Source organism: Mycobacteroides chelonae (assembly GCF_016767715.1).
Taxonomy (GTDB): Bacteria; Actinomycetota; Actinomycetes; order Mycobacteriales; family Mycobacteriaceae; genus Mycobacterium; species Mycobacterium gwanakae.
Genome location: NZ_CP050145.1, coordinates 3901811 through 3925151, shown reverse-complemented (window position 1 = coordinate 3925151; position 23341 = coordinate 3901811). Strand labels below are relative to the sequence as shown.

Annotated in this window: 26 protein-coding genes; 16 read left to right on the top strand and 10 right to left on the bottom strand. The window is 65.0% G+C overall.

Going from position 1 to position 23341, the window contains the following annotated elements:
* The first annotated feature begins 2 nt into the window (after positions 1–2).
* Genes rpsE through rplO form a run of 3 tightly spaced genes read left to right on the top strand, consistent with a single transcriptional unit; the run spans position 3 to position 1287 of the window.
* The gene (gene rpsE, locus HBA99_RS19320; protein WP_030096715.1) at positions 3–668 is read left to right on the top strand and encodes a 30S ribosomal protein S5; all 666 of its coding nucleotides are present in this window, start codon (positions 3–5) and stop codon (positions 666–668) included.
* A complete protein-coding gene (rpmD, locus tag HBA99_RS19315) occupies positions 661–843 on the top strand; it encodes a 50S ribosomal protein L30 (protein WP_005055719.1) in 183 nt (60 codons plus the stop codon). The genes rpsE and rpmD overlap by 8 nt, the downstream gene beginning before the upstream one ends.
* A 3-nt stretch (positions 844–846) precedes the next feature.
* Positions 847–1287 (top strand): 50S ribosomal protein L15, encoded by a 441-nt coding sequence (gene rplO, locus HBA99_RS19310; protein WP_030096716.1) that lies wholly within the window; start codon positions 847–849, stop codon positions 1285–1287.
* A 126-nt stretch (positions 1288–1413) separates the two neighbouring features.
* Here rplO and HBA99_RS19305 read toward each other — a convergent pair whose 3' ends face one another.
* From HBA99_RS19305 to HBA99_RS19295, 3 genes are all read right to left on the bottom strand, one after another.
* The gene (locus tag HBA99_RS19305; protein ID WP_070922944.1) at positions 1414–2643 is read right to left on the bottom strand and encodes a serine hydrolase domain-containing protein; all 1230 of its coding nucleotides are present in this window, start codon (positions 2641–2643) and stop codon (positions 1414–1416) included.
* A 90-nt stretch (positions 2644–2733) separates the two neighbouring features.
* Positions 2734–3537: a hypothetical protein gene (locus HBA99_RS19300; RefSeq protein WP_070922943.1), complete on the bottom strand. Its 804-nt coding sequence runs from the start codon at positions 3535–3537 to the stop codon at positions 2734–2736.
* Between the two features lie 7 nt (positions 3538–3544).
* The gene (locus HBA99_RS19295; RefSeq protein WP_070922942.1) at positions 3545–5125 is read right to left on the bottom strand and encodes a sensor domain-containing protein; all 1581 of its coding nucleotides are present in this window, start codon (positions 5123–5125) and stop codon (positions 3545–3547) included.
* A gap of 105 nt (positions 5126–5230) precedes the next feature.
* On the opposite strand from HBA99_RS19295, the gene sppA reads away from it, so the two are divergent.
* Together sppA and HBA99_RS19285 are read left to right on the top strand one after the other, a co-directional pair.
* Positions 5231–6982 carry a signal peptide peptidase SppA gene (sppA, locus tag HBA99_RS19290; protein ID WP_070952085.1) on the top strand — a complete coding sequence of 584 codons (1752 nt, stop codon included), beginning with the start codon at positions 5231–5233 and terminating at the stop codon, positions 6980–6982.
* 84 nt (positions 6983–7066) lie between these two features.
* The gene (locus tag HBA99_RS19285; protein ID WP_070952454.1) at positions 7067–8206 is read left to right on the top strand and encodes an AI-2E family transporter; all 1140 of its coding nucleotides are present in this window, start codon (positions 7067–7069) and stop codon (positions 8204–8206) included.
* Here the strand turns inward: HBA99_RS19285 and HBA99_RS19280 are convergent.
* The gene (locus HBA99_RS19280) at positions 8203–9120 is read right to left on the bottom strand and encodes a class I SAM-dependent methyltransferase (RefSeq protein WP_057966432.1); all 918 of its coding nucleotides are present in this window, start codon (positions 9118–9120) and stop codon (positions 8203–8205) included. The two genes, HBA99_RS19285 and HBA99_RS19280, sit on opposite strands and share 4 nt — an antisense overlap.
* 163 nt (positions 9121–9283) lie before the next feature.
* Between HBA99_RS19280 and HBA99_RS19275 the strand changes: the two genes are divergently transcribed.
* From HBA99_RS19275 to map, 5 genes are all read left to right on the top strand, one after another.
* Positions 9284–10150 (top strand): hypothetical protein, encoded by an 867-nt coding sequence (locus tag HBA99_RS19275; protein ID WP_070922940.1) that lies wholly within the window; start codon positions 9284–9286, stop codon positions 10148–10150.
* Between the two features lie 5 nt (positions 10151–10155).
* A complete protein-coding gene (locus HBA99_RS19270; RefSeq protein ID WP_070922939.1) occupies positions 10156–11412 on the top strand; it encodes an HAD family hydrolase in 1257 nt (418 codons plus the stop codon).
* Positions 11413–11541: 129 nt separating this feature from the next.
* Positions 11542–12870, top strand: a complete 1329-nt coding sequence (gene secY / locus HBA99_RS19265) for a preprotein translocase subunit SecY (protein ID WP_030096726.1) — start codon at positions 11542–11544, stop codon at positions 12868–12870.
* Complete coding sequence (locus HBA99_RS19260; protein WP_030096727.1) at positions 12867–13412, top strand: adenylate kinase; 546 nt, start codon at positions 12867–12869, stop codon at positions 13410–13412. Before secY ends, HBA99_RS19260 begins: the two co-directional genes overlap by 4 nt.
* 24 nt (positions 13413–13436) lie before the next feature.
* Positions 13437–14231, top strand: a complete 795-nt coding sequence (map, locus tag HBA99_RS19255; RefSeq protein WP_030096728.1) for a type I methionyl aminopeptidase — start codon at positions 13437–13439, stop codon at positions 14229–14231.
* On the opposite strand, the gene HBA99_RS19250 is transcribed toward map, so the two are convergent.
* Genes HBA99_RS19250 through HBA99_RS19225 form a run of 6 tightly spaced genes read right to left on the bottom strand, consistent with a single transcriptional unit; the run spans position 14232 to position 19710 of the window.
* Positions 14232–15110: a DUF4190 domain-containing protein gene (locus tag HBA99_RS19250; RefSeq protein WP_070952086.1), complete on the bottom strand. Its 879-nt coding sequence runs from the start codon at positions 15108–15110 to the stop codon at positions 14232–14234.
* A gap of 45 nt (positions 15111–15155) precedes the next feature.
* On the bottom strand, positions 15156–15773 hold the full coding sequence (locus HBA99_RS19245) for a dTDP-4-dehydrorhamnose 3,5-epimerase family protein (protein WP_030096730.1): 618 nt from the start codon (positions 15771–15773) through the stop codon (positions 15156–15158).
* 1 nt (position 15774) lies between these two features.
* Positions 15775–16770 carry a dTDP-glucose 4,6-dehydratase gene (gene rfbB, locus HBA99_RS19240; protein ID WP_057967480.1) on the bottom strand — a complete coding sequence of 332 codons (996 nt, stop codon included), beginning with the start codon at positions 16768–16770 and terminating at the stop codon, positions 15775–15777.
* A 20-nt stretch (positions 16771–16790) separates the two neighbouring features.
* Entirely contained in the window at positions 16791–17615 is an 825-nt protein-coding gene (locus HBA99_RS19235) for an LLM class F420-dependent oxidoreductase (protein WP_057967481.1), read from the bottom strand.
* A 29-nt stretch (positions 17616–17644) separates the two neighbouring features.
* Positions 17645–19189, bottom strand: a complete 1545-nt coding sequence (locus HBA99_RS19230) for a flotillin family protein (protein ID WP_057967482.1) — start codon at positions 19187–19189, stop codon at positions 17645–17647.
* On the bottom strand, positions 19186–19710 hold the full coding sequence (locus HBA99_RS19225; RefSeq protein ID WP_070952087.1) for an NfeD family membrane protein: 525 nt from the start codon (positions 19708–19710) through the stop codon (positions 19186–19188). The genes HBA99_RS19230 and HBA99_RS19225 overlap by 4 nt, the downstream gene beginning before the upstream one ends.
* 129 nt (positions 19711–19839) lie before the next feature.
* Here HBA99_RS19225 and HBA99_RS19220 point away from each other — a divergent pair, with 129 nt between their 5' ends.
* The 6 genes from HBA99_RS19220 (at position 19840) to rpsD (ending at position 23277) form a co-directional block, all read left to right on the top strand.
* Positions 19840–21123 (top strand): FAD-dependent oxidoreductase, encoded by a 1284-nt coding sequence (locus HBA99_RS19220; protein ID WP_057967524.1) that lies wholly within the window; start codon positions 19840–19842, stop codon positions 21121–21123.
* A 206-nt stretch (positions 21124–21329) separates the two neighbouring features.
* Complete coding sequence (gene infA, locus HBA99_RS19215; protein ID WP_003418601.1) at positions 21330–21551, top strand: translation initiation factor IF-1; 222 nt, start codon at positions 21330–21332, stop codon at positions 21549–21551.
* A 22-nt stretch (positions 21552–21573) separates the two neighbouring features.
* Positions 21574–21687 carry a 50S ribosomal protein L36 gene (gene rpmJ, locus HBA99_RS19210; protein ID WP_003886927.1) on the top strand — a complete coding sequence of 38 codons (114 nt, stop codon included), beginning with the start codon at positions 21574–21576 and terminating at the stop codon, positions 21685–21687.
* 169 nt (positions 21688–21856) lie between these two features.
* Positions 21857–22231 (top strand): 30S ribosomal protein S13, encoded by a 375-nt coding sequence (gene rpsM / locus HBA99_RS19205; protein ID WP_030096736.1) that lies wholly within the window; start codon positions 21857–21859, stop codon positions 22229–22231.
* A gap of 5 nt (positions 22232–22236) precedes the next feature.
* Complete coding sequence (rpsK, locus tag HBA99_RS19200; protein WP_030096737.1) at positions 22237–22656, top strand: 30S ribosomal protein S11; 420 nt, start codon at positions 22237–22239, stop codon at positions 22654–22656.
* A 15-nt stretch (positions 22657–22671) separates the two neighbouring features.
* Positions 22672–23277 carry a 30S ribosomal protein S4 gene (rpsD, locus tag HBA99_RS19195; RefSeq protein ID WP_030096738.1) on the top strand — a complete coding sequence of 202 codons (606 nt, stop codon included), beginning with the start codon at positions 22672–22674 and terminating at the stop codon, positions 23275–23277.
* Positions 23278–23341: the final 64 nt, after the last annotated feature.

The following is a 23341-nucleotide window of genomic DNA, read 5'->3' as shown; positions in this document are numbered from 1 at the left end:
GCATGATGGCGCAGCGCAATTCGGGCGCTCCCGACAATGCGGGCGGCGCCAACGAGGGTCGCGACGGCGGCCGTGGACGCCGTGACAACCGCGACGACCGTCGTGGTGGGCGTGACAACGCCGAGAAGAGCAACTACCTGGAGCGCGTGGTCACCATCAACCGCGTCTCCAAGGTCGTCAAGGGTGGTCGCCGGTTCAGCTTCACCGCACTGGTGATCGTCGGAGACGGCAACGGTCTGGTGGGCGTCGGCTACGGCAAGGCCAAGGAAGTTCCGGCCGCCATCGCCAAGGGTGTGGACGAGGCTCGCAAGAACTTCTTCCGCGTTCCGCTCATCGGTGGCACCATCGTCCACCCGGTTCAGGGCGAGGATTCCGCCGGTGTCGTCATGCTGCGTCCGGCCTCGGCCGGTACCGGTGTGATCGCCGGTGGCGCTGCCCGCGCGGTGCTTGAATGCGCCGGCGTGCACGACATCCTGGCCAAGTCGCTGGGTAGCGACAACGCCATCAACGTGGTCCACGCAACCGTCGCGGCGCTCAAGCAGCTGCAGCGCCCCGAAGAGGTTGCGGCCCGGCGTGGTCTGCCCATCGAGGACGTGGCGCCGGCCGGGATGCTCCGGGCCCGCGCCGAGTTCGCAGCTGCGGCAGCACAGGGAGGCAGCCATGGCTGACGTGAAGATCACCCAGGTGCGCAGCACCATCGGAGCCCGATGGAAGCAGCGCGAAAGTCTGAAGACACTGGGTCTGCGCAAGATTCGCCAGACCGTTGTCCGTGAGGACAACGCGCAGACCCGCGGCCTGCTCCAGGTGGTTCGCCACCTGGTCACCGTCGAGGATGTGAAGTAAGCAATGACCATCAAACTGCATCACCTACGCCCGGCCCCGGGCTCCAAGACCGAGCGCACCCGCGTCGGCCGTGGTGAGGGGTCCAAGGGTAAGACCGCGGGTCGCGGTACCAAGGGCACCAAGGCACGTAAGAACGTGCCGGTGACCTTCGAGGGTGGGCAGATGCCCATCCACATGCGGCTCCCGAAGCTCAAGGGCTTCAAGAACCGCTTCCGCACCGAATACCAGGTGGTGAACGTGGCCGACATCGAGCGGCTATTCCCCGAGGGTGGCGACGTCACCATCGAGGCCCTGGTTGCCAAGGGTGCGGTGCGCAAGAACGAGCTGGTGAAGGTGCTCGGCAACGGAGACCTCAAGGTCAAGGTGTCGGTGACTGCCAACAAGTTCAGCGACTCGGCTCGCGAGAAGATCACCGCCGCAGGCGGATCGGTCAACGAGGCCTAGTAAACCGCTTTCGGAAAGGGCGTCCACCTTCGGGTGGGCGCCCTTTCTGCTTCGCCGAGTGCATACCGGGAGCAGAGCTATCGCGGGAACTGCCTGCGTGCCGTATGCACTCGGTGAAGCAGAGGCTCATATCTGCGGACGTGTGCCCAGCACATCCCGGAACAGTGCCTGACGTAGCGCCAGTTCGCGGGGATCGCTGAACAGGTGAAAGCCCAATCGGTTCATCACGTAGGCGAATCCGATACCGGTGTCGGGGTCGGCAAAGCCAAACGATCCACCGAGCCCGGGGGTTCCGAATGCCTTCCCGGACGACCCAAAGACGCAGTCCCGAAACGGTTTGCAATACCCCAGTGAGAATACCGAGTCGACATGCAGCACCTTGTCGCGAATGCCTCCGCTAGGAGGGACGGCGGGCTCTGTCACCGTTTCGAGAGTGGCCGGTGTCAGACCGAGTTCGGCCCCGCCGGTTGCCGCGCAACCATATGCGCGAGCCACCGAGCGGGCCGAGCCGATCCCGTTGGCGGCGGGCATCTCCACGGTGCGCACCTTCTCTTGGTTGAAGTCGGTCATCGCATCGATATCGTTGGGCAGGTTGGCACTTCGGCCGGTGAGGCCGCGAGGATTCAGAAGTCCCAGTACAAATCGGGGCGGCATGGTGTTGAGGTGCAGCAGTGCTTCGTGCCGCTTCCAGCCATGTAGTTCGGCCACCCGGCCGCGGTCCACCGAGGCGGGCAATCCGATGTGCAGATCCAGGCTCAGCGGAGCGGCGATCTCGTCGGCGAAGAAGCGTCCTATGGTGCGGCCGGCAGGGTCGGTGCGACGGATGAGCTCGGATTCGTACCACCCCAGGGTGAGTGCGTGGTAGCCATGTCGGGTTCCCGGCGTCCACGCTGGTTTTTGGGCGGCAAGCACCGCGGAGACCTTGGTTGGGTCGGTCAGGTCTGCCAGCTTCAGCGGCGCGTCGAGTGCGGGCAACCCGGCCTGGTGGGACAGCAGTTGACGCACCGTGACATTGGCCTTCCCGGCCTGCGCGAACTCGGGCCAGTAGTCCGCGACCTTTGCGTCGTAGTCGAGCAGCCCGCGCGATGCGGCGACGGAGACGGCAAGGGATGCAACACCTTTGGTGGTGGAAAACATGTTGACTATGGTGTCTTCACGCCACGGGTCCTTGGTGAGGCCATTGCGGTAACCACCCCATAGGTCGACGACCTTCACACCGTCGCGGTATACGGAGAAGGCGGCACCGATTTCGTCTCCGCGCGCGAAGTTGGCGCGGAATGCGTCGGCGATCTTGCCGTACCCCTCATCGACATCGCCTCCGATCAGAGCGGGTGACACCGTCATCTTGAGCGTCATTCGACAGTCATACCATCGGGCACGCGGGCCGGACGGTGATTCAGTCGTCTAGGTCAGGATCATCTCCGCACCCGCGTTGGCTACGTGCGGTTAGCGTTTCCGGTAGATGTCGGCGACCCAGGCCTGTTTGCAGAATCGGTCCTGGGCGGCGGGCGGGTCCACGCCCGCGTCCGTCAGGGCCTGATTGGTCTTCTCGGCTTGCCCCGGGGGAACGTCGTCGTAGTTGAAGGAACACAGCGTGTTTCCGTTGGTGTACCAGGTGCGGGCGGGATCGGGTGGATCCGGCCAGTCCGCTGCCTGTACGAAGAGCGAGCCGAGTCCCACGACCTTGTCGTTGACGAACCGGTAGAGGGTAACCCTGCCCGATCCAGCCCCGGTGCTGGCGTAGAACGCGGTGAAGTGTTCATCGGTAGTCCGGAAGTCCGGATAGCCGATCACCTGTCCCGCTTGGGCGAACTTCCCCGAATCCTTGTTGGCCCGCCACACATTCAGGACATCGCCATCGGAGCCGACGGTGTCCACCACGATCAGCTCATCGCGGCCGTCGCGATCCAGGTCGGCGAGGAGCGGGGGAGTTCGTTCCGGTTTGTTGACGGGAACGGTAAAGGTCTGTCGCTCAGTTCCGTTGGGCTCGTAGACCTTGACGGTGATCGGTGGCGTGCCCAGCACCTCGAATGTCAGCTTCGCCGAATCCTTGGACCGCAGCACGCAGTCCAGCGCCGGGTCTGGGTCGGGTTCGACAGCCTGTGGCTTGATCGACGAGCACAGCGCTAGAGCGTCGAGCCGACTTGGCACCGAGCTCGTCGGTGTTCCGGAGTGGTGGATGCCGCCATGTGTGCATGCCGCGAGCGTCAATCCTGCGCCGAGAAGTACGGTGGCGTGCCACTTTGTCATGCGCACCTCATCGCGTGCCCTGCCGGTACAGCGTTGGTACCCACGGCTGCAGGCAGAAATGTTCCGCGGCTGTGGCCGGGTCGACGCCGGCTGCGCGTAACGCATCCATCCGTGACCCCAGCGCTCCCGGCGGGTCATCGGACACGTTCATCGCGCATTTGACGTTGGCGTTCAGGCGCCACTTCGGATCGTCGAGAGGCTTGTTGTCGACGCGTCTTTCGGTATCCAGCAGCGCCAGCACCGCCAGCTTGTTGTCGACGAACCGGAACAGCGCTGCCACGCCGGCGTCGGCGCCGTTGCGCGAGAAGATTCCGATGAATCGATCGGATGTCAGCCAGAATCTCGGGACGCCGAAAATCGTTCCGGTCATGTCGAATTGATCGGAGTTGGGCCGCGAGCGCCACACATCCATAAGGTCGCCCGCCGGGTCGCCGGTTGCCCTGACCACCAGCAGCTCCTCGCGCTTATCCTGATCCAGGTCATGCAGGAAGGGCACGCGCTGCTGGAAGATCGAATTGGGGACGCGAATGGATTGCAGCTGTGCACCACTGCCGTTGAACACGCGGATGGTTCCCGTGGGAGTGCCCAGCACCTCGAAGATCACCCCGCTGCCGTCCGAGGTGCGAATTGTGCAATCCAGTGCCGGATCCGGTTGTGGATTTCCGGGTTGGGCCGCGACGGTGTCGCAGGCCGGCAGCCCGGCCAATCGTCCGGCGTTCTGGTCGGCGGGCGGTGGCGCGTGCTTGGCGTTGGCGATGGTGGTGGCCATCAGCTGATCTAGCAGGCCCGCGTCCACCGGATCGGTGCCTTCCACCTCGAACACCACCGAGCGCACCCTGGCGAGCAGCACACGTTGTCCGCGCACCCCCGACGACTGTTTATCGGCGGAGGTGTCATCAAGGTCGGTGCTGGCGCTGGTGTAGACGTAGGTCTGCACTCCGTCGACGATCGGTCCGGGCGCGAAGGAGTCGGTGACGTGCCGATTACGCACCTCCGGCTTGGCGAAGGTCGGAAACGCCCTGTCGTACTGGCCGCATTTCTTGATCCAGTCGGTGGTCAGTGCGAATACGTCGGTGTTTTCGCGTTCACGATTCACCGTGACGACGATGCGGCCACCGGCTGGATCTGTTTCGTGCAGCGTCGATGCCGCGTAGTAAAGGTTCCAGTCCGAGCCGTCCGGTGTCCTCGAGAAGGATTTACCGAACGGTGTGTAGAGGCATTCGGGCGGGCGGGTTTCACCGTCCGTCTGGCCATGTATGCCCAGCCCGGAGCCATCATCGGCGGCGATATCCGGTGGGCGAGTGTCCCCTTGTCCAGGAAAGTCCGCGGCCACAGGCAGTAGACCGGCAAGCTCGGCATTGTTCCGCCCACCCAGATCGGTGTGGTTGGGGTGAAACTTGCCGCGATACTCGGGAAACAAACCCGGATAGCTGCGGGCGGGGGCGGCCGTCGTCGATGATGTCGATTGCGATGGGGTCAGTTCGCGCGACCCGGACGTATCGATACACCCCGATACCGTGGTGACCGCGAGTACCGCAGCGACCTGAGCCAACAGCTTCTTGGCCGTTGTCTTCTGTACACGTGTCATCGTTGCCCCTCCGCCAGCGAATGGTTCAGACCCTACGCGCCGAGCAGAACAGCAGCACGGATTTGTAGCCGCGAGCGTTGCCGCATTCGTCGGTACGCTCAAGGCATGTTCGCCTTTACCACGCCCACGGATGTCAACGACCTGCTGGCCAAGGTCGACACCGCACGTCACCGGGGAGTACCCCGGGACTGCATCCTGGAACTCGATCTGCTCGAGGTGCCGCCGGAAACCGCCAACTTCGATCCGCTGGGCCTGGTCTTCTCCGGAGCGAGCAGGCCGCTGTCGCTGCGGCACACCATTGCCGCCATCCACCGTGCGATCGACGATCCGCGGGTGGCCGGCCTCATCGCCCGGGTGCAGATCCCGCCCGCCGCTGCCGGAGCCGTCCAAGAGCTTCGGGCCGCCATCGAGGCGTTCAGCGCGGTCAAGCCGAGCGTGGCGTGGTCCGAAACCTACCCGGGCACCCTGGCCTACTACTTGGCGTCGGCCTTCGGCGAGGTGTGGATGCAACCATCCGGCACCGTGGGACTCATCGGATTCGCGGCCAGCGGAACCTTCCTGCGCGGTGCACTCGACAAGGCCGGGGTTGAGGCGCAGTTCCTCACACGCGGTCAGTACAAATCGGCGGCCAACCTGTTCACCGAGGACGGCTACACCGAGGCGCAGCGGGAAGCTGACGGGCGGCTGTTGGAAAGCCTGTCCGAACAGGTTCGCGACGGTGTCGCCGCATCGCGCAAGCTCGACCCGGCAGAGGTGGACGCCCTGGCAGACCGGGCGCCGCTGCGGCGCACCGATGCGGTGACCGCAGGCCTGGTCGACCGCATCGGATATCGCGATGAGGCGTATGCGCGCATCGGTGAATTGACCGGTGTGCACGCCGATAAGGAACCCCCGCTGCTGTATCTGGCGCGCTACGCCCGGGCCACCCGGCCACAGGTGCCGAGCCTGCCCGCCCTGCCCGGGCGGCCATCGCGGCGGACCATCGGCGTGGTCACCCTGGCGGGACCGATCGTGAGTGGCCGCAGCGGGCCACGGCTCTTTCCGCCCGGACCGGCCAGCGGAGGTGACGTGATCGCCGAGGCGCTGCGCGACGCGGTCGCCGACGATTCGGTGGCCGCCATCGTGTTGCGTGTGGACAGCCCCGGCGGCTCGGTCAATGGCTCGGAAACTATTTGGCGAGAAGTGATCCGGGCGCGTGAGGCGGGCAAGCCAGTGGTGGCGTCCATGGGTGCGGTCGCCGGATCCGGCGGTTACTACGTGGCCATGGGTGCCGACGCGATCCTCGCCAACCCGGGCACCATCACCGGATCCATCGGGGTGATCACCGGAAAGTTCATCACCCGTGGGCTCAAGGAGAAGCTCGGGGTCGCCTCGGACACCTTGCGCACCAACGCCAACGCTGATGCGTGGTCGAGTAACGAACCGTTCACCGACGAGCAGCGCGATCTCGTCGAGGCTGAGATCGACATGCATTACGAAGATTTCGTGCAGCGGGTCGCCGACGGGCGAAACCTCAGTGTTGACGCCGTGAAAGCGGTTGCGCAGGGCCGGATCTGGTCGGGCAGGGATGCGCTGGCGCATGGCCTGGTTGATGAACTCGGCGGGTTCCGCGAGGCGGTGGCCAAGGCCAAGAAGCTCGCGGACATAGATCCCGATGACGACGTGCGGATCGCGAGCTTCCCGAGTTCACCGCTGACGGCGATGCTGCGGCAGCGGACGTCCTCGCAGCCCGCCGCCGCGGCCGTCACCGATGCGGTGCTCGGGCGGGTGGCGCAATTGGCCTTGGAAACGGTGCAGCGCGCCCAGCGATCCATTGGCGGCGCCCAGACCATGATGTTGGGCGACTACCGCTTCTAGTCGCACCGCACCAGCATGTTTCGCCGGGACGGGGGCTGACACCGACTAACGTGTCGAGTGCAGCTGCCGGCGGAAGGGCGTGGTGTGAACACCGAGCTGACCGTATTTCAGAGACGTGTGCTCGCTGTCCTCACCGCGGTGGGTGTCGCAGTGGGTATCTATTTTCTGCGCGGCTATTTCATCCTGATCGTGGTCGCCGGGGTAGCCGCGTATCTGTTCACGCCGGTGTACCGGCGCCTGGGTCGGCGATTCGGCTCGGGTGTGGCCGCGACCCTGACGCTGTTGTGCGCGCTGGGGTCGGTCGTGGTCCCGGTCGGTGCGCTGGTTTACGTTGCGACCGTACAGATCACCCGCATGGTCGACAGTGTCTCCAACTGGGTGGACGACACCGATATAACCGCACTCGGGCAACGGGCGTTCGCGGTGGTCAACGACGTCCTGGCCCGGATCCCATTCGTGCACGTGCAGTTGACCCCGGACAGCCTGCGGCAGTCGATCGCATCGCTGGCGGAGAACATCGGGCAAGGGGTGCTGCAGGTGCTGCAGAGCGCGGTCGGCAGCGTCGCATCGGCGGTCGCGGCGTGCATCATCTTCCTGTACGTGTTCGTCTCACTCCTGGTCAAGCAGGACAAGGTGCTTAACCTGCTGCGGCAGCTCAATCCGCTGGGGGAGGAGATCACCGACCTGTACCTCGACAAGATCGGTGCCATGGTGCGCGGAACCGTCAAGGGGCAGTTTGTGATTGCGATGGCGCAGGGTGTCGCCGGTGCCGCGTCGATTTATGTCGCCGGGTTCCGGCAGGGTTTCTTCTTCTTCGCGATACTGCTGACGGCGTTGTCGATCATCCCGCTCGGGGGCGGCATCGTGACGATTCCGTTCGGTATCGGCATGATCCTCTTCGGCCACCCGGTCGGCGGACTGTTCGTCATCGCCTGGCACCTGCTGGTGGTCTCCAACATCGACAATGTGCTGCGCCCCTTCCTGGTACCGCGCGGAGCACGTCTGGATCCCGCCCTGATGCTGCTGGCGGTCTTCTCGGGTATCGCGGCCTTCGGCTTCTGGGGAATCATGCTGGGCCCGGTGCTGATGATCGTCATCGTGACCACGATCGACGTGTATCTGGCCGTCTACAAAGGGGTTCCGTTTGAGAGCTCCGATGCCGACGAACCCGAGGCGCCGAGGCGGGCCTGGTGGACACGGTTGCGTTCGCGGGTGGCGAGCTAGCCCAGCGTCGCGTCGACGTACACGATGTTCGGGAATATGGTGCGCAGCAATGGGTTCGGCGGCTCCAAGTTGAGCCGTGCGTACAGTGCCTCGTTCTCCTCGGTGACCACCGACCATCCGTGTTCGGCCAGCCAGTCCGCCGCCATTTGACGTTCTTCGGCGTAGACGAGCGATTCCATATCCAGATCCAGTGTGTCTCCGGCAAATTGACGAGTCAGCTCGCGTGCCTTGGAAAAATCGGCGGTCTCCAGGCCGGGCACCTGCTCACACACGAGGCGGCTACCCGGCGCGCTGAGCTCGGTGATCGACGCGAACAACCGATCCTGTGCCTCCGGCGGCAGGTAGATCAGCAGTCCCTCGGCAGACCACACCGTCGGCTGCCCGGGGTCGAAGCCGGCCGCCTTCAAGGCCGATGGCCAGTCGTCGCGCAGGTCGATCGCTACAGTCCGGCGCTCGGCGCTGGGCGATGCTCCCAGTGCTGCCAGGTTGTCGGTCTTGAACGCGATCACATCTGGCTGATCGAGCTCGTACACCGTGGTGCCCGCCGGCCAATTCAGGCGGTAGGCCCGGGTGTCGAGTCCGGACGCCAGGATGATGGCCTGGCGCACTCCGGCCGCCGTGGCGGACTCGAAGGCGGTGTCGTAATACCAGGTGCGACTTGCCATTCCGTTGGCCATGCCGTCCACGGTGATGCCCAGCTGTACCAAACCGGCCATCTGCTCGGGGTCGAAATCACCCGAGGCCAGCTTGGCGAAGTACTCGATGCCGACGGCGCGCACCAGCGGCTCCGCGTAGGGATCGTTGATCAGCGCATTGGGTACGCGACTGGCCAGCGCTCGTTGGGCTGCCACCATCGTCGCCGTCGCCCCGACGCTCGAGGCCAGATCCCAGCTGTCGTCATCGGTCCGCGTCATCGAGGCTCCTTAGAGGTTGTCGGGGTGCCCCGACCATAGTGCGCCGCGCTCCGGGATTGCGCACCCCCGGGCCCGTGGCCTGCGCAAATTCGGTTGCGTGCGCCTGGGATCGAGGGGTTTGCTGTTCCGGCACAGAGGGCAGCCGAGAGATCAGGAGGTGAACGTGGCCGATACAGCGGTGCGGCCATGTGCGGCCGCGACACCGGGCAGCGTGATGAAGCTGCACCGGCATTCCGTGATGCTCGACGGAAGGTCCTACACGATCATCAGGCTGCGCGCCGAGGCCGATGTGCGCCTCTCCACCAACCGGTTTCATGAAACTTGGCACGTGTTATCCGATGAGCCCGGCGCCAAGACGCTGGCACGGCTGCTGTGGGGGCTTGCCTATCAGCGGCAACCCGGCACGCTGGTGCTCATCGACCGTGCGCATCTCGATCCGAATCCGTTCGATGCCGAGCCCGCGGACCCGATTGTGCTGCTGCCGTCGCATCTGACCGTGCTCACCCGGCAGGCGGCCCGGGCATTGCGTCGGCGTCCGCCGACCACGCCCGACGGAACCGTGCGCTGGCGCACCCATGGACTCGACAGCAGGGCCGCTGAGTTCCGGGCGTGGCGGCAGCTGCCCGCGGGGCAACGGGAGTACCCGTACACGCCGGCACCGACCGGGTGGGAGAGCGTTGAACGAATCGGCGGAGTGCTGGTACTGGCGGGCGGGCCGCAGACATTGCGGCAGTGGGCCACCTATGCCGAACTGATGCGCATTACGGAGCCATGGCACACGGACTATGAGTACCTGGCCGACCGCGACGGCGAGATTCAGATCTTCCTGAACTATCGCCGTGAGGTCGCCATCGCGAAACAGGCACGAGCCGACGTTCTGTCGGCGCCGTATCCGGCCGATATCGAGCAACTGCGAGAACGCATTTGGCAGCGAGCCGCGCAGATTCGGTCTCGCCACACGGGAAATACCGGTGAACGTTCGGTGACCAGCCCCGAATCGCGGACGCGCGGTGGTAATTTCGGCCGGTGAATGCCATGAGGTGGATTGCTGCCGTCGTATTGTCCGTTGCGGCATGCAATGTGGGTACTCCCGCCGCGTCCGCGGCGCCGGGATGCCGCCAGCTGGACCCCACCTTGCCCTGGTACGGCGAGGTCAGGGAACGGCTCCAGGCCGCGATCGACGCCAACAGCACGTGCACCGGGACCTGGAAGCGTGCCACCAAGGCGATCGCGCTCTTCGACTGGGACAACACCGAAGTCAAGAACGACATCTCCGATGCGACCCTGGCCTGGATGCTGCGGCACGACAAGATCCGCCAACCCGGGGACTGGCACTCCACCAGCCGTCACATCACCGAGGTGGCGGCCACTGCGCTGCGTGAGGCATGTGGCACCGCAACCCCCGCCGGCCGCCCGCTGCCCACCTCGACCAACGCGGCATGCGCCGACGAGATCCTGGCGATCCGCGAAGGCAAGACCCATGACGAACAGGAAGCCTTCACCGGATACAACCAGCGCTGGAGCAACGGCGCGTACGTGTGGACAGTCGCGCTGACCGCCGGCTACACCGCCGACGAGGTCGCGCAATTCGCGCAGGCGGCCAAGCGCGAGAACCTGGATGCGCCGATCGGAGCCACTCAGACCATCGGCACCACCACCGTGCCGGGGTATGTGCGGGTCTATCCGCAGATCAAGGACCTCATTGCCACCTTGCAGGCCCATGGCGTCAGTACCTGGGTGATCTCGGCGTCCTCGGAGGTGGTGGCCAAGGTGTGGTCACCGGAAATCGGGATTCCGACAAATCAGGTGATCGGAGTGCGCAGCGTCTATGACGCCAACGGAAGGCAGACCCCGCACGTCAAGGGCTGCGGCGGACAACCCGATGGTGCCGACACGGTGATCACCTACGTCGACGGCAAACGCTGCTGGGCCAACCAGGTGGTCTTCGGTGTGCAGGGCCCCGCCGCCTTCGAGCCCTACGACGTCAACAAACGGCAGATTCTTGCCGCCGGCGACTCGACCACCGATGTCACCTTCGTCGACGACGCCACCGCTGCCCACCTCGTCATCAACCGGAACAAGACCGAACTCATGTGCCGGGCCTATGACAACGCCGACGGCAAATGGTTGATCAATCCGATGTTCATCGACCCCTATCCGCAGCGTATGGAGCCGTACCTATGCGCGACAGACGGCCGGACCAACCCGGATGGCAGTACGGGGCCGCTGCTGCGTACCGATGGCACCGTCATCCCCGACCAGAAGGACACCGTCTTCTCCACCGGTATGTAGCGAACTGTTAGTCTCGTATCCGGCCCGGGCGTGCCCTGACGGCCGCCGAAACGGTTACCCAACGCTGGGATCACCAGCTGATTCATCTAGCAGATCACATGGCGAGCTGCAGGATGCGCAGGAGGATGTGTGCTTTCCGCTTTTGTCTCTGCTCTCAGGACAGCTGACCTGAGGCGGAAGATCCTCTTCACGATCGGGATCGTGATCATTTATCGGCTGGGTGCGACCCTGCCGTCTCCCGGCGTGAACTACGCCAACGTCAAGTACTGCGTCGAACAGGTCAGCAGTGGCGACTCGGCGCAGATCTACTCGCTGATCAACCTCTTCTCGGGTGGCGCGCTGCTGCAGCTGTCGGTTTTCGCGGTCGGCGTCATGCCGTACATCACCGCCAGCATCATCGTTCAGCTGCTCACCGTGGTCATTCCCCGGTTCGAGCAGCTGCGCAAGGAAGGCCAGTCCGGCCAGGCGAAGATGACGCAGTACACCCGCTACCTGTCGGTCGCGCTGGCGCTGCTGCAGTCCACCTCGATCGTCGCGCTCGGTGCCAGCGGAAACCTGCTGCAGGGCTGTGACCGCAAGGACGAGATCGTCTCGGACCAGTCGATCTTCTCGCTGAGCGTGATGGTTCTGGTGATGACTGCCGGATCCACCCTGGTGATGTGGCTCGGTGAGATGGTCACCGAACGCGGAGTCGGCAATGGTATGTCGCTGCTGATCTTCGCCGGCATCGCGGCCCGGATCCCTGCCGAGGGCAAGACCATCCTCGACAGCCGCGGTGGTGTCACCTTTGCCGCCGTCTGTGTGGCTGCGCTGCTCATCGTGGTCGGTGTCGTATTCGTCGAACAGGGCCAGCGCCGCATTCCCGTCCAGTACGCCAAGCGCATGGTCGGTCGGCGCATGTACGGCGGTACCTCCACCTACTTGCCGCTGAAGGTCAACCAGGCCGGTGTTATCCCGGTCATCTTCGCCTCCTCGCTGCTGTACATCCCGGGTCTGATCACTCAGCTCGTGCGCAGCGGTGGGAAGGACAAGACCGGCTGGTGGGATCGATTCGTCAGCACCTACCTGACCGATCCCAGCAACTACTGGTACATCGCGATCTACTTCACGCTGATCGTGTTCTTCACGTTCTTCTACGTGTCGATCACCTTCAACCCCGACGAGCGTGCCGACGAGATGAACAAGTTCGGTGGCTTCATCCCCGGTATTCGCCCCGGCCGTGCGACCGCTGACTACCTGCGCTACGTGCTCAACCGCATCACGTGGCCGGGCTCGATCTACCTGGGTGTCATCGCGATCTTGCCGAACTTGTTCCTGCAGATCGGGAACTCCGGTGGTATGCAGAACCTGCCGTTTGGTGGAACTGCGGTACTGATCATGATCGGCGTCGGCCTCGATACCGTGAAGCAGATCGAAAGCCAGTTGATGCAGCGTAACTACGAAGGGTTCCTGAAGTGAGAGTGGTGTTACTCGGCCCGCCCGGGGCAGGCAAAGGCACGCAGGCGCAACTGATTTCGGAGAAGTTCGGCATTCCGCAGATCTCCACCGGAGACCTTTTCCGGTCGAACATCAGCGAAGGCACCGAGCTGGGAATCCAGGCCAAGCAGTACCTGGACGCCGGCGACCTGGTGCCCAGCGAGGTCACCAACAAGATGGTCGAAGCGCGCCTCGACGAGGCCGACGCCGCCGACGGCTTCATCCTCGACGGGTTCCCGCGCACCGTGGATCAGGCTGATGCGCTGGCCGCGATGGAAGAGGCTCGCGGAGTCAAAATTGACGCCGTGCTGGAGTTCCGGGTGCCGGTGGAAGAGCTGGTGCAGCGGCTGCTGGGCCGCGGCCGCGCCGACGACACCGAGGACATCATCCGCAACCGGCTCAACGTGTACCGCGCCGAGACCGCACCGCTGCTGGAGTACTACCAGAGCGTGCTGCAGACCATCGATGCCGTCGGCACCGTGGACGAAGTGTTCGCGCGGACATCGCAGGCTCTGGGCCGGTAGCGGCGAGTCGGTAGTGGGTCGTTAGTGGGTCTCTTCGGCCGCAAGAAGACGGTGGAGCAGCGCACCGCCGGAGAACTCGATGCCATGGCCGCCGCGGGCGCCATCGTGGGCGCCGCATTGGTCGCCGTTCGTGACGCCGCGAAGCCGGGCATTTCGACGCTGGAGCTGGATCAGGTCGCCGAGTCGGTGATCCGGGACGCCGGCGCGGTGCCGTCGTTCCTGGGTTATCACGGCTTCCCAGCCTCGATCTGCTCCTCGGTCAACGACCAGGTGGTCCACGGAATACCTTCGGCGACAGCGGTCTTGGCCGACGGTGACCTGGTCTCCATCGACTGTGGCGCGATCCTGGATGGATGGCACGGGGATTCCGCGTGGACCTTTGCGGTGGGCACGGTCATCCCTGTCGACGAGGCGCTGTCGGAAGCCACCCGCCTGTCCATGGAGGCCGGTATCGCGGCGATGATTCCGGGAAATCGGCTGACTGACGTATCCCATGCGATCGAGCTGGGCACCCGGGCGGCGGAGAAGCAGTTCGACCGGGCATTCGGAATCGTGGATGGCTACGGCGGCCACGGTATCGGTCGCTCGATGCATCTTGACCCGTTCCTGCCCAATGAGGGAGCCCCCGGCAAGGGGCCACTCCTCGCGGTGGGGTCGGTGCTCGCCATTGAACCGATGCTCACGCTGGGCACCACTCAGACCCGGGTGCTGGCCGACGATTGGACCGTGGTCACCACCGACGGATCGCGGGCCGCGCACTGGGAGCACACGGTGGCCGTCACCGAGGACGGCCCCCGCATCCTGACGCTGCGCCCGTAGCTACGTGCCCTTGATGGACGCCGTGCGCTCCGTGCTGAAGACGGCCACGCAGGCGATCGAGTGGTCACCCTGCGCCCACGAACGTTTGGTCGGGTAGAGGTAGGTGATCTCGACCCCGTCGTCCTCGAATGCGCTGGGGGAGTAGCTCTCCAGCGCGGTGCTGCAGCCCTCATTACCCTTCTCGTCCAGTACGGACTGTGGGGGCACGGAGCTCCCGGAGAGCGGCAACAGTGCGTACACCTCTGCCTTGTGCGGCTGCGCACACGGAATCGCCTTGGTCGTCGTGTAGAAGTCTTTGTCGCCCAGATCGGCCACGCAGTCGCCTACGCGCAATTGGGTGACATCCATATCGCCGGACTGGGTGACGTGTCCGGAATCGTCACGCTTGGGCTTGTCGTTGATGCCCGCCGCGATCACGACAATCGACGCGATCACCCACAGGGAGCCGAGCGCGATGCCCGCGATGGCCAACCCGCGGCCGTTCTGACCGGTTCGCTTGATCTGGTTCAGGCCCAGGATGCCGAAGATGATGCCCAGGATTCCGCCGAGGCAGGGGATGATGCCGAAGATCAGCGCCGTGATGGCAAATCCATTGGTGCTCCGTGCACTTTCCACGGGGGGATAGGCGCCCGCCGCGGGATAACCGTAGGGCGCCGACGGGTATCCCGGAGGTGGCGGTGGGTACCCACCCGCCGGGTTCGCCGGGGGATAGGGCGGATAAGGCTCGACACCCGCAGGCCCTGCCGGGGGAACGGGCGGATATCCACCCGTTGGGGGTGGCCCGACCGGCGGGTACCCGGGGCCTGTCGGAGTCGGATACGGCGGAAACTCCGGTGGCCCGGGATCCGAGGGCGGCGGCCCCGAAGGCGGTTGCGTCATGTACGGACTTTAGCAAACACGCGGTGGCGTGGGAAGATTCGCCGATCAGCCGGAAAGGTTCGCCAGGAAGGCCTGCACCTCGGATGCGACAGGAAGCAGACCTGACTCCTGGGCATCGATTAATGATGGTGCAGCACTGTCCTTTTCGGAGACAACTAGCGAAAGCTCGGTGCCGTCGGGTCGGCTGGTCGGCCATTGGATCGCGATCGTGGGATCCAGCGGATTGATGCCATGTTCGCGGCCCGGGGCATACCCGGCGGAGCACAGGTAGACCACCGTCGAGGCGTCCTCGAGGGCGAGGAACCCGTGGCCGACACCCTCGGGCACGTAGACCGCCCGGCGGTCTCGAGGGTCCAGCAGCACAGCGTCCCACGCGCCGAATGTCGGTGAACCAAAACGGATATCGACCACTACGTCATATACGGAACCGGTCAGACAGGTGACGTATTTGGCTTGCCCGGGTGGCACGTCGGCGAAGTGGATCCCGCGCAGCGAACCGGCTGCCGAGACCGAGCAGTTGGCCTGCTGCAGGTCGAACGGGTGGCCGATGGCCTCAGCAAGCGCTGCGCCCTTGAACAATTCGAGGAACACTCCACGACTGTCGTGATGCTGTACCGGAGTGATCTCGAAGGCGCCGGGCACCGATAACTCACGAATCTGCACGTCACTGCCCCTGTTTCGCGTAGCGGGCTTCCACGCCATCCTTGATGGGACGCCACCAATCCTCGTTGTCCTGATACCACGAGATTGTCTCGGCCAGCCCGCTGGTGAAGTCGAGATGTTTTGGCGTCCAGCCCAATTCATCTCGCAGCGGGGTGGGATCAATGGCGTAACGCAGGTCGTGGCCCGCGCGGTCGGTGACATGATCGAAGTCGTCCGGCGACTTGCCCATGAGTTCCAGAATGGTGCGCAACACCGACAGGTTGTCCCGTTCTCCGTCAGCCCCGATGAGATAGGTGCGTCCGATGGCGCCGTCCTCGATGATGCGCCACACCGCACTGTTGTGATCGTCGACGTGGATCCAGTCCCGGACGTTCGCCCCGGCCCCGTATAGGCGCGGACGGCGGCCCGTCAGGATGTTGGTGATCTGCCGCGGAATGAACTTCTCCACATGCTGATACGGCCCGTAGTTGTTGGAACAGTTGGAGATCGTCGCGCGCACTCCAAACGATCTCATCCAGGCGCGCACCAGCAGATCCGCCGAGGCCTTGGTCGCCGAGTACGGGCTCGACGGGTTGTATGGAGTGGTGTCGGTGAACCGATTCGGGTCATCGAGCTCGAGATCGCCGAACACCTCGTCGGTGGAGATGTGGTGCAGCCGCACATCATGGCGGCGCACTGCTTCCAGCAATGTGTAGGTGCCAATGATGTTGCTGTGCAAGAACGGTGACGGGTCCGCGAGCGAGTTGTCGTTGTGCGTCTCTGCGGCGAAATGCACCACCACATCGTGAGTGGAGACCAGCCGATCCACTGTCTCGGCATCGCAGATATCGCCCTGTACCAGCTCGACCGACGCGGTGACCGGAGTCAACGACTCGCGGGTACCGGCGTAAGTCAGCGCGTCGAGAACGGTCACCGAGACATCGGGGCGCTCACGGACGGTCGCATGTACGAAGTTGGCTCCGATGAAACCGGCGCCGCCGGTCACCAAGATTCGCATGCACTAACCCTAGTGGGGGATTACCGAAGCGTGTCCGCCAACGAGGTCAATGTGTCGACCAACCCCTTATCGCCCAGGACCTGAATGAGTACCTGGTTCGCGCCGGCGTCGAGGTGTTCGTGCAATCGTGCGGCGATTTCCTCGGCCGTTCCGTGCGCCACTACGGCGTCGATGAAGGCGTCACTTCCCGGCGAGGTGACGTCCTCGTCGCTGAAACCAAGTCTCTTCCAGTTGTTTACGTAGTTGCTCAACTGAAGATAGAAGTCGACGGTGCGGCGGCCGATCTCGCGTGCGCTCTGGGCGTCGGTGCTGAGCACCACCTTGTGCTCGGGAATGAGCAGTGCGTCCGGGCCGATGATCTGCCGGGCTTCCCGGGTGTGCTCGGGCGTCGTCAGATAGGGGTGTGCGCCCGCGGTGCGATCGGCCGAGAGCCTGAGCACCTTGGGGCCGAGCGCGGCCAATGCCCGGCGCTGCTTGGGTACGCCCGCGGCATCCAGCCCGTCGAGGTACTCGACAAGGGCGTCGTACGGCTTGCGGTACTCGGCCGAGGCCTCCGGATGCCCGGCACCCACTCCCAGGAGGAACCGCCCCGGATAGGCGGCCTCGATCCGGTGAAACGAAGCCGCTATCTCGTCGACGGGAGAGGTCCAGATGTTCACGATGCCGCTGGCGACCGTGAGATTCTCGGTCGCCTCCAGCAGCGGCTCTACGTACGCGAGATCCGAGGTGAACACACCCCCGATCCACACCGATCCGTAGCCGAGATCCTCGATGGCCTTGGCCTGCTCCGGGGTGACCGGGCCGCCCTTCCATATCCCGTACTTGGTGAGGTTCGATTCGCCCATGCTGCGTTCCAACTTCGCAGGAGGTGTCGCTATTCCTCCACCGATTCTTCCGGATGCGCCGCGGGTGCCGGGGCAGCGGGCGTGTATTCCTTGGCCTGCTGTGTGCGGTTCAATAACTCCGGCACATCGATACCCGAAACCTTGAGGCTTTCAATCACTTTGGCCACTGCCTGCGGACTCACCCCGAAAAGAGTGCCCAGCGCGTCCTGGGCGTCACCGGAGCCCCCGATGATGGACAGCCTTTCAATCTCGCCGATCGGTTTCGACGCGGCCTCCGTCGCCTGCACCACCGACGCCAGGATGTCCGGCAGGGTCAACAGCCGGGCGGCCTCTGGCGTGTAGGCGTTGAGTGCTGCGGCGACCTCCTTCTTACCGTCGGCCTCGGCTAACAGCTTGGCCTTGACGCCGTCGGCCTCGGCGATCAGCTTGGCCTTCGTGCCGTCGGCTTCGGCGATCAGCTTGGCCTTGGTGCCGTCGGCGGCCGCTTGCTGTTCGATGCGGTAGGCGTCGGCGGCTGCCTTGCGGGCGTCGGCTTCGGCGGAACCCTTCTGCCGCTCGGCCTCGGCATCAGCCTGCGCCTTCAGGATCGCGGCCTGTCGGCTACCTTCGGCGATCGCGATATCGGCCTGACGACGTGCCTCGGCCGGGGCGATGACATCGGCTTGCAACGCGGCCTGGGCTTGCTCGGTACGACGCTGCTCCACCTCGGTGCGGGCCTGCACACGCGCGGCTTCCGCCTGCTCGCGGGCGATACCGACATCTTTTTCGGCGCGGGCCTGGGCGAGCGGACCGGCCTGGTCCGCCTGAGCGTTCTCCGCCTCCGTCTGCGCGCGCAGCCGGGCCAGCTCCACATCGCGCTTCTGGGTCGCGGTGGCGATGGCGGTATCGGCTTCGGCCTGTGCGATGGCACCCGCCTGGCGGGCCTGCGCGGACTGGATCTGCGCGTCCCGTTCGGCTTCGGCGGTGCCGACCGTCGCATCGCGGCGGACCTCGGCGATCCGGCGCTGGCCGAGCGATTCCAGGTACCCGTTGCGGTCGGAGATGCCCGCGATCTTCAGGACGTCGACCTCCATGCCGATGCGGGCGAGGTCACCGCCTGCCTCCTCGACGACGCTGCGTGCCAGCGAGTCACGGTTGGAGTTCAGGTCCTCGACGGTCATGGTGGCAGTGATGCCGCGCAGGCTACCGGCCAGGATCTCGTTGATCTGGCGCTGCAACTCCGAGAGGTCGGAGGTCAGGAAGCGTTGCACCGCGGTCTGCACTGCCTCGTCGTTGGAACCGATGCGCACCAGCCCGACGGCCTCGACGTTAACGGGAACACCGTTGTTGGACAACGCATTCTGCAGGTTGATGTTCACGTTGAACGGTTCGAGCGACATGATGTCCACCCGCTCGATGCCGGGCATCTTGAACCGCGCGCCACCGCGCACCACCTTGGGCTGGCCACGGCCCGTGAACACCGCGACCTCATTCGGCGGCACCTTGACGTAGTTGCGCACGTAGACCAGCGGCAGCGCCACGAAGAGCACCAGCGCCGCGACGGCGATGATGACGATGATCAGAAGTGAACTCATGCGGGGTCCTTAGAGGTTTGGTTTGGAATGCCAACGACGTGCAGGTATTCGTGGTCCACGTCAGCGATGTAGACCGTGGCGTTCTTGGCCAGTCCGCCGGGTTCATCGGTGATCGCGCGCGAGCGCACCCGGTTGCCATCGGCATCGGTGAACGCGACCTCGCCCCAGCCGCCGCCGGAAGGCACCTCCAGGGTGATGGTGCCGAGCCGTCCGATGTAGGACACGCGCCCCGAATGCGAATTCGCCTGCTGACGCCGCAGGTACGTCAAGAAAAGTTGCAGGATCGACACCAGCGCAACCGCGCACACGGCTGCAATGATTGCTGTCGGCAGCGTTGCGATGCCCAGGGCCGAGCCGATGAATCCACCGGCGCCCGCGCCGGTCAGGGCGGCGGAAACCGAGGTCAGGCTCAGAAACGGCATCCCGTCGCCATGGCCGATGTCGGTAAGCAGCAGAGCCGAGAGCACGGCGACTCCACCGACCGCGAAGGCCGCCAGATATCCGACTGTCAGACCGTCCACACGACCCCCTCCCCGTTGCCGACGGCGATGTTCGCCACTACCGACATAGGTACCATGTATCCGCCCCGCTGGCTATGTGTTGCCGGGCTGAACAGGCGCTCGTGTGCCCTGGCGCGGTACCGTCAGTGGGTGGCTCACCTCGCGGCAGTGTCGACGGACGCGCATCGGGACATCACCGATGACGCGGTCGTGATCGTCGGCGGCGGTCCCGTGGGGTTGCTGGCTGCCACGCTTTTGGCGCGCCGGGGAATTCGCGTTGTTGTGCTGGAGGCGGCCGGCTCGAAAGATCGCCAGCGCCACCGGAACTGCGCGACGTTCGTCGGGCACTCGACATTGCGGCGATACGACCGGGTGGCACCCGAGTTGGGTGCCCGTCTGCGCCAGTCCGCGCTCGCGGTCCATGGTGTCCAGACCTTCTACCAGGGCCGCCCGGTGTTCGTCATGTCCTCATACGCCCCCTCGCGGATACCCGGTCCGTGGAACCCCGCGGCATGGGGAATGAGCTTGTCGCAGCGCACCATTGAAGAAGAGAGCCTGGCCGAGGCGCTGAATTTGGGCGTGGAGTATCACTGCGGGATTGCCGTCACCGACATCAGCACCGACCACACCGGCGCTCGGTTGACGCTTTCCAGCGGCGATCGGCTGCGCGCGAGCTACGTCATCGCCGCCGACGGCTCCAGGTCGGCCATTCGGCAGGCGCTGGGCATCGGCATGTCCGAGCGCCCGCCGTCGCCCCCTTCCGCGGTGATCGACGTCGAACCGCATCCTGACGGTGTCACGCTCGATCTGCCGGTGCAGATCCAGTACCACCATCCCGATCTGGGCGGACGTCACGCCATCCGGCTGCCCTACCCGGACGGTCTGCGCCTTGACGTTCAGTTCCTGCCCCACGATGAGGCCACGCCGTCGACCGAACTGGTGCGTTCCTGGGTCACGGCGCTCACCGGGGATACCTGGTACGCCGACCACATCAGGTCGGTCGAGGTGCATCAGACCGTGCAGGGCGTGGCCAGCAGCTACACCGACGTGAACCGTCGGGTGCTGCTCGCGGGTGAGGCCGCCCATCAGTTCGCCCCGCTGGGGGGCCGCAGTCTCAACTCGGGCGTGGCCGACGCTGCCGCGGCCGCCGAGGCCATTGCGGAGGCGCTGGGGGAGCCCAGCGATCTCGCCGCCGCCTGGCTGGCGATCAACCGCAGCGCTCGCGAGCGGCGGCGCTCGGGTGTGCGTAACCGGATACTGTCCGTGCGGGCGCAGCGAGTCCTGGATGGTTCGGACGTTTCGATGCGGGCCAGGCGGACGATGGCCGCCAAATCCGCACCCCATATCTGGATCGCCGGCGCCTGGCTGACGGCGGGTCTGGTGCGACCCACGGCGATTCCGCATATCAGCAGGTCGGGAGTCACCTGGTCGTAAGACCTCCGGGCGGTTCTGACGGCCCGTTCGCCGGTTTGGTTTGGGGGCGTTACGCGGGTATCCTTGACCAACGGTGCGGCTTACGTGCCGACTGTCTGCGTGCCCTGTCCTGGATTTTCCTGTCACCGGCTCACGTTCGAGGTCGGTGAGTGTTGCCGTGTCCATGCCGGCGATAGCCGGAGCAGGCAATAAGAATCGCGGAGGATATGGCTAAGAAAGACGGAGCCATCGAGGTCGAGGGCCGGGTAGTCGAACCCCTGCCCAATGCGATGTTTCGCATTGAGCTGGAGAACGGACACAAGGTACTTGCCCACATCAGCGGCAAGATGCGGCAGCACTACATCCGCATCCTGCCTGAGGACAGAGTGGTAGTGGAGTTATCTCCCTATGACCTGTCCCGCGGTCGGATCGTTTACCGGTACAAGTAACGACAAGAACAGGATTGGGAACGTGAAGGTCAACCCGAGCGTCAAGCCGATCTGCGACAAGTGCCGCGTCATTCGCCGGCACGGGCGGGTCATGGTGATCTGCCAGGACCCCCGCCACAAGCAGAGGCAAGGCTAGTCAGAACGTCCGCAAGGACCTAGCTGACCAGCTACATAACTGAATGAAGACCTCCCAGAACCACTGACCGGGTACGCCGGACAGACACCCCCGGAACGGAGGCCGGGGCCCCAACCTAGAGGGGGCGGACTGGGAACAGACCTTCGTTGAATGAAAGAGGAACTGCCGCATGGCACGTCTAGTAGGCGTCGACCTACCGCGCGATAAGCGTATGGAAATCGCGCTCACCTATATCTATGGCATTGGCCGGACCCGCTCCAAGGAGATCCTGGCCGCCACGGGCATCAGCCCCGAGCAGCGCAGCAAGGACCTGACCGATGATCAGGTGACGCAGCTGCGTGAATACATCGAAGCCTCTCTCAAGGTGGAGGGTGACCTGCGCCGCGAGGTGCAGGCCGACATCCGCCGCAAGATCGAGATCGGCTGCTACCAGGGCCTGCGCCACCGTCGCGGCCTGCCGGTGCGCGGTCAGCGGACCAAGACCAATGCGCGCACCCGCAAGGGCCCGAAGCGCACCATCGCCGGCAAGAAGAAGGCTAGGTAACCCCGATGGCACCACCGAAGAAGGGCGCCGGTTCCGGCCCCAAGAAGGCGCAGAAGACCCGCCGCCGGGAAAAGAAGAACATTCCCCTCGGCGCCGCGCACATCAAGAGCACGTTCAACAACACCATCGTTTCGATCACCGACCCGCAGGGCAACGTGATCGCGTGGGCGTCCTCGGGCCACGTCGGCTTCAAGGGCTCGCGTAAGTCGACTCCGTTCGCCGCGCAGCTGGCTGCCGAGAACGCCGCCCGCAAGGCGCAGGAGCACGGCGTCAAGAAGGTCGACGTGTTCGTCAAGGGTCCCGGCTCCGGCCGCGAGACCGCCATCCGCTCGCTGCAGGCCGCCGGCCTCGAAGTGGGCGCGATTTCCGATGTCACTCCGCAGCCGCACAACGGTTGCCGTCCGCCCAAGCGGCGCCGGGTCTAAGGGAGGCTTGAACTAATGGCTCGTTATACCGGACCCGTCACTCGCAAGTCCCGTCGTCTGGGCGTCGACCTCGTCGGTGGCTCCAGCGCGTACGAGAAGCGTCCTTACCCTCCCGGCCAGCACGGCCGCGCGCGGATCAAGGAGAGCGAATACCGTCAGCAGCTGCAGGAGAAGCAGAAGGCCCGCTTCACCTACGGCGTCATGGAGAAGCAGTTCCGCCGTTACTACGCCGAGGCCGTGCGGTCCTCCGGCAAGACCGGTGAGCAGCTGCTGCAGATCCTGGAAAGCCGTCTCGACAACGTCGTGTACCGCGCCGGCCTGGCCCGGACTCGCCGTCAGGCGCGTCAGCTGGTCTCGCACGGTCACTTCACGGTCAACAACGTGAAGGTCGACGTGCCCAGCTACCGGGTGTCGCAGTACGACATCATCGACGTCAAGGAAAAGTCGCTGAACACCTTGCCGTTCGAGGTTGCACGCGAGACCGCCGGCGAGCGGCCCATCCCGGGCTGGCTGCAGGTTGTCGGCGAGCGCCAGCGCATCCTGGTGCACCAGCTCCCCGAGCGCGCGCAGATCGACGTGCCGCTCACCGAGCAGCTGATCGTCGAGTTCTACTCGAAGTAATCGCCGGTAGCGATCCTGCTACAGGCCCACTGACCGGCATCAAATAGCGGGTGCCGAGAAGGAG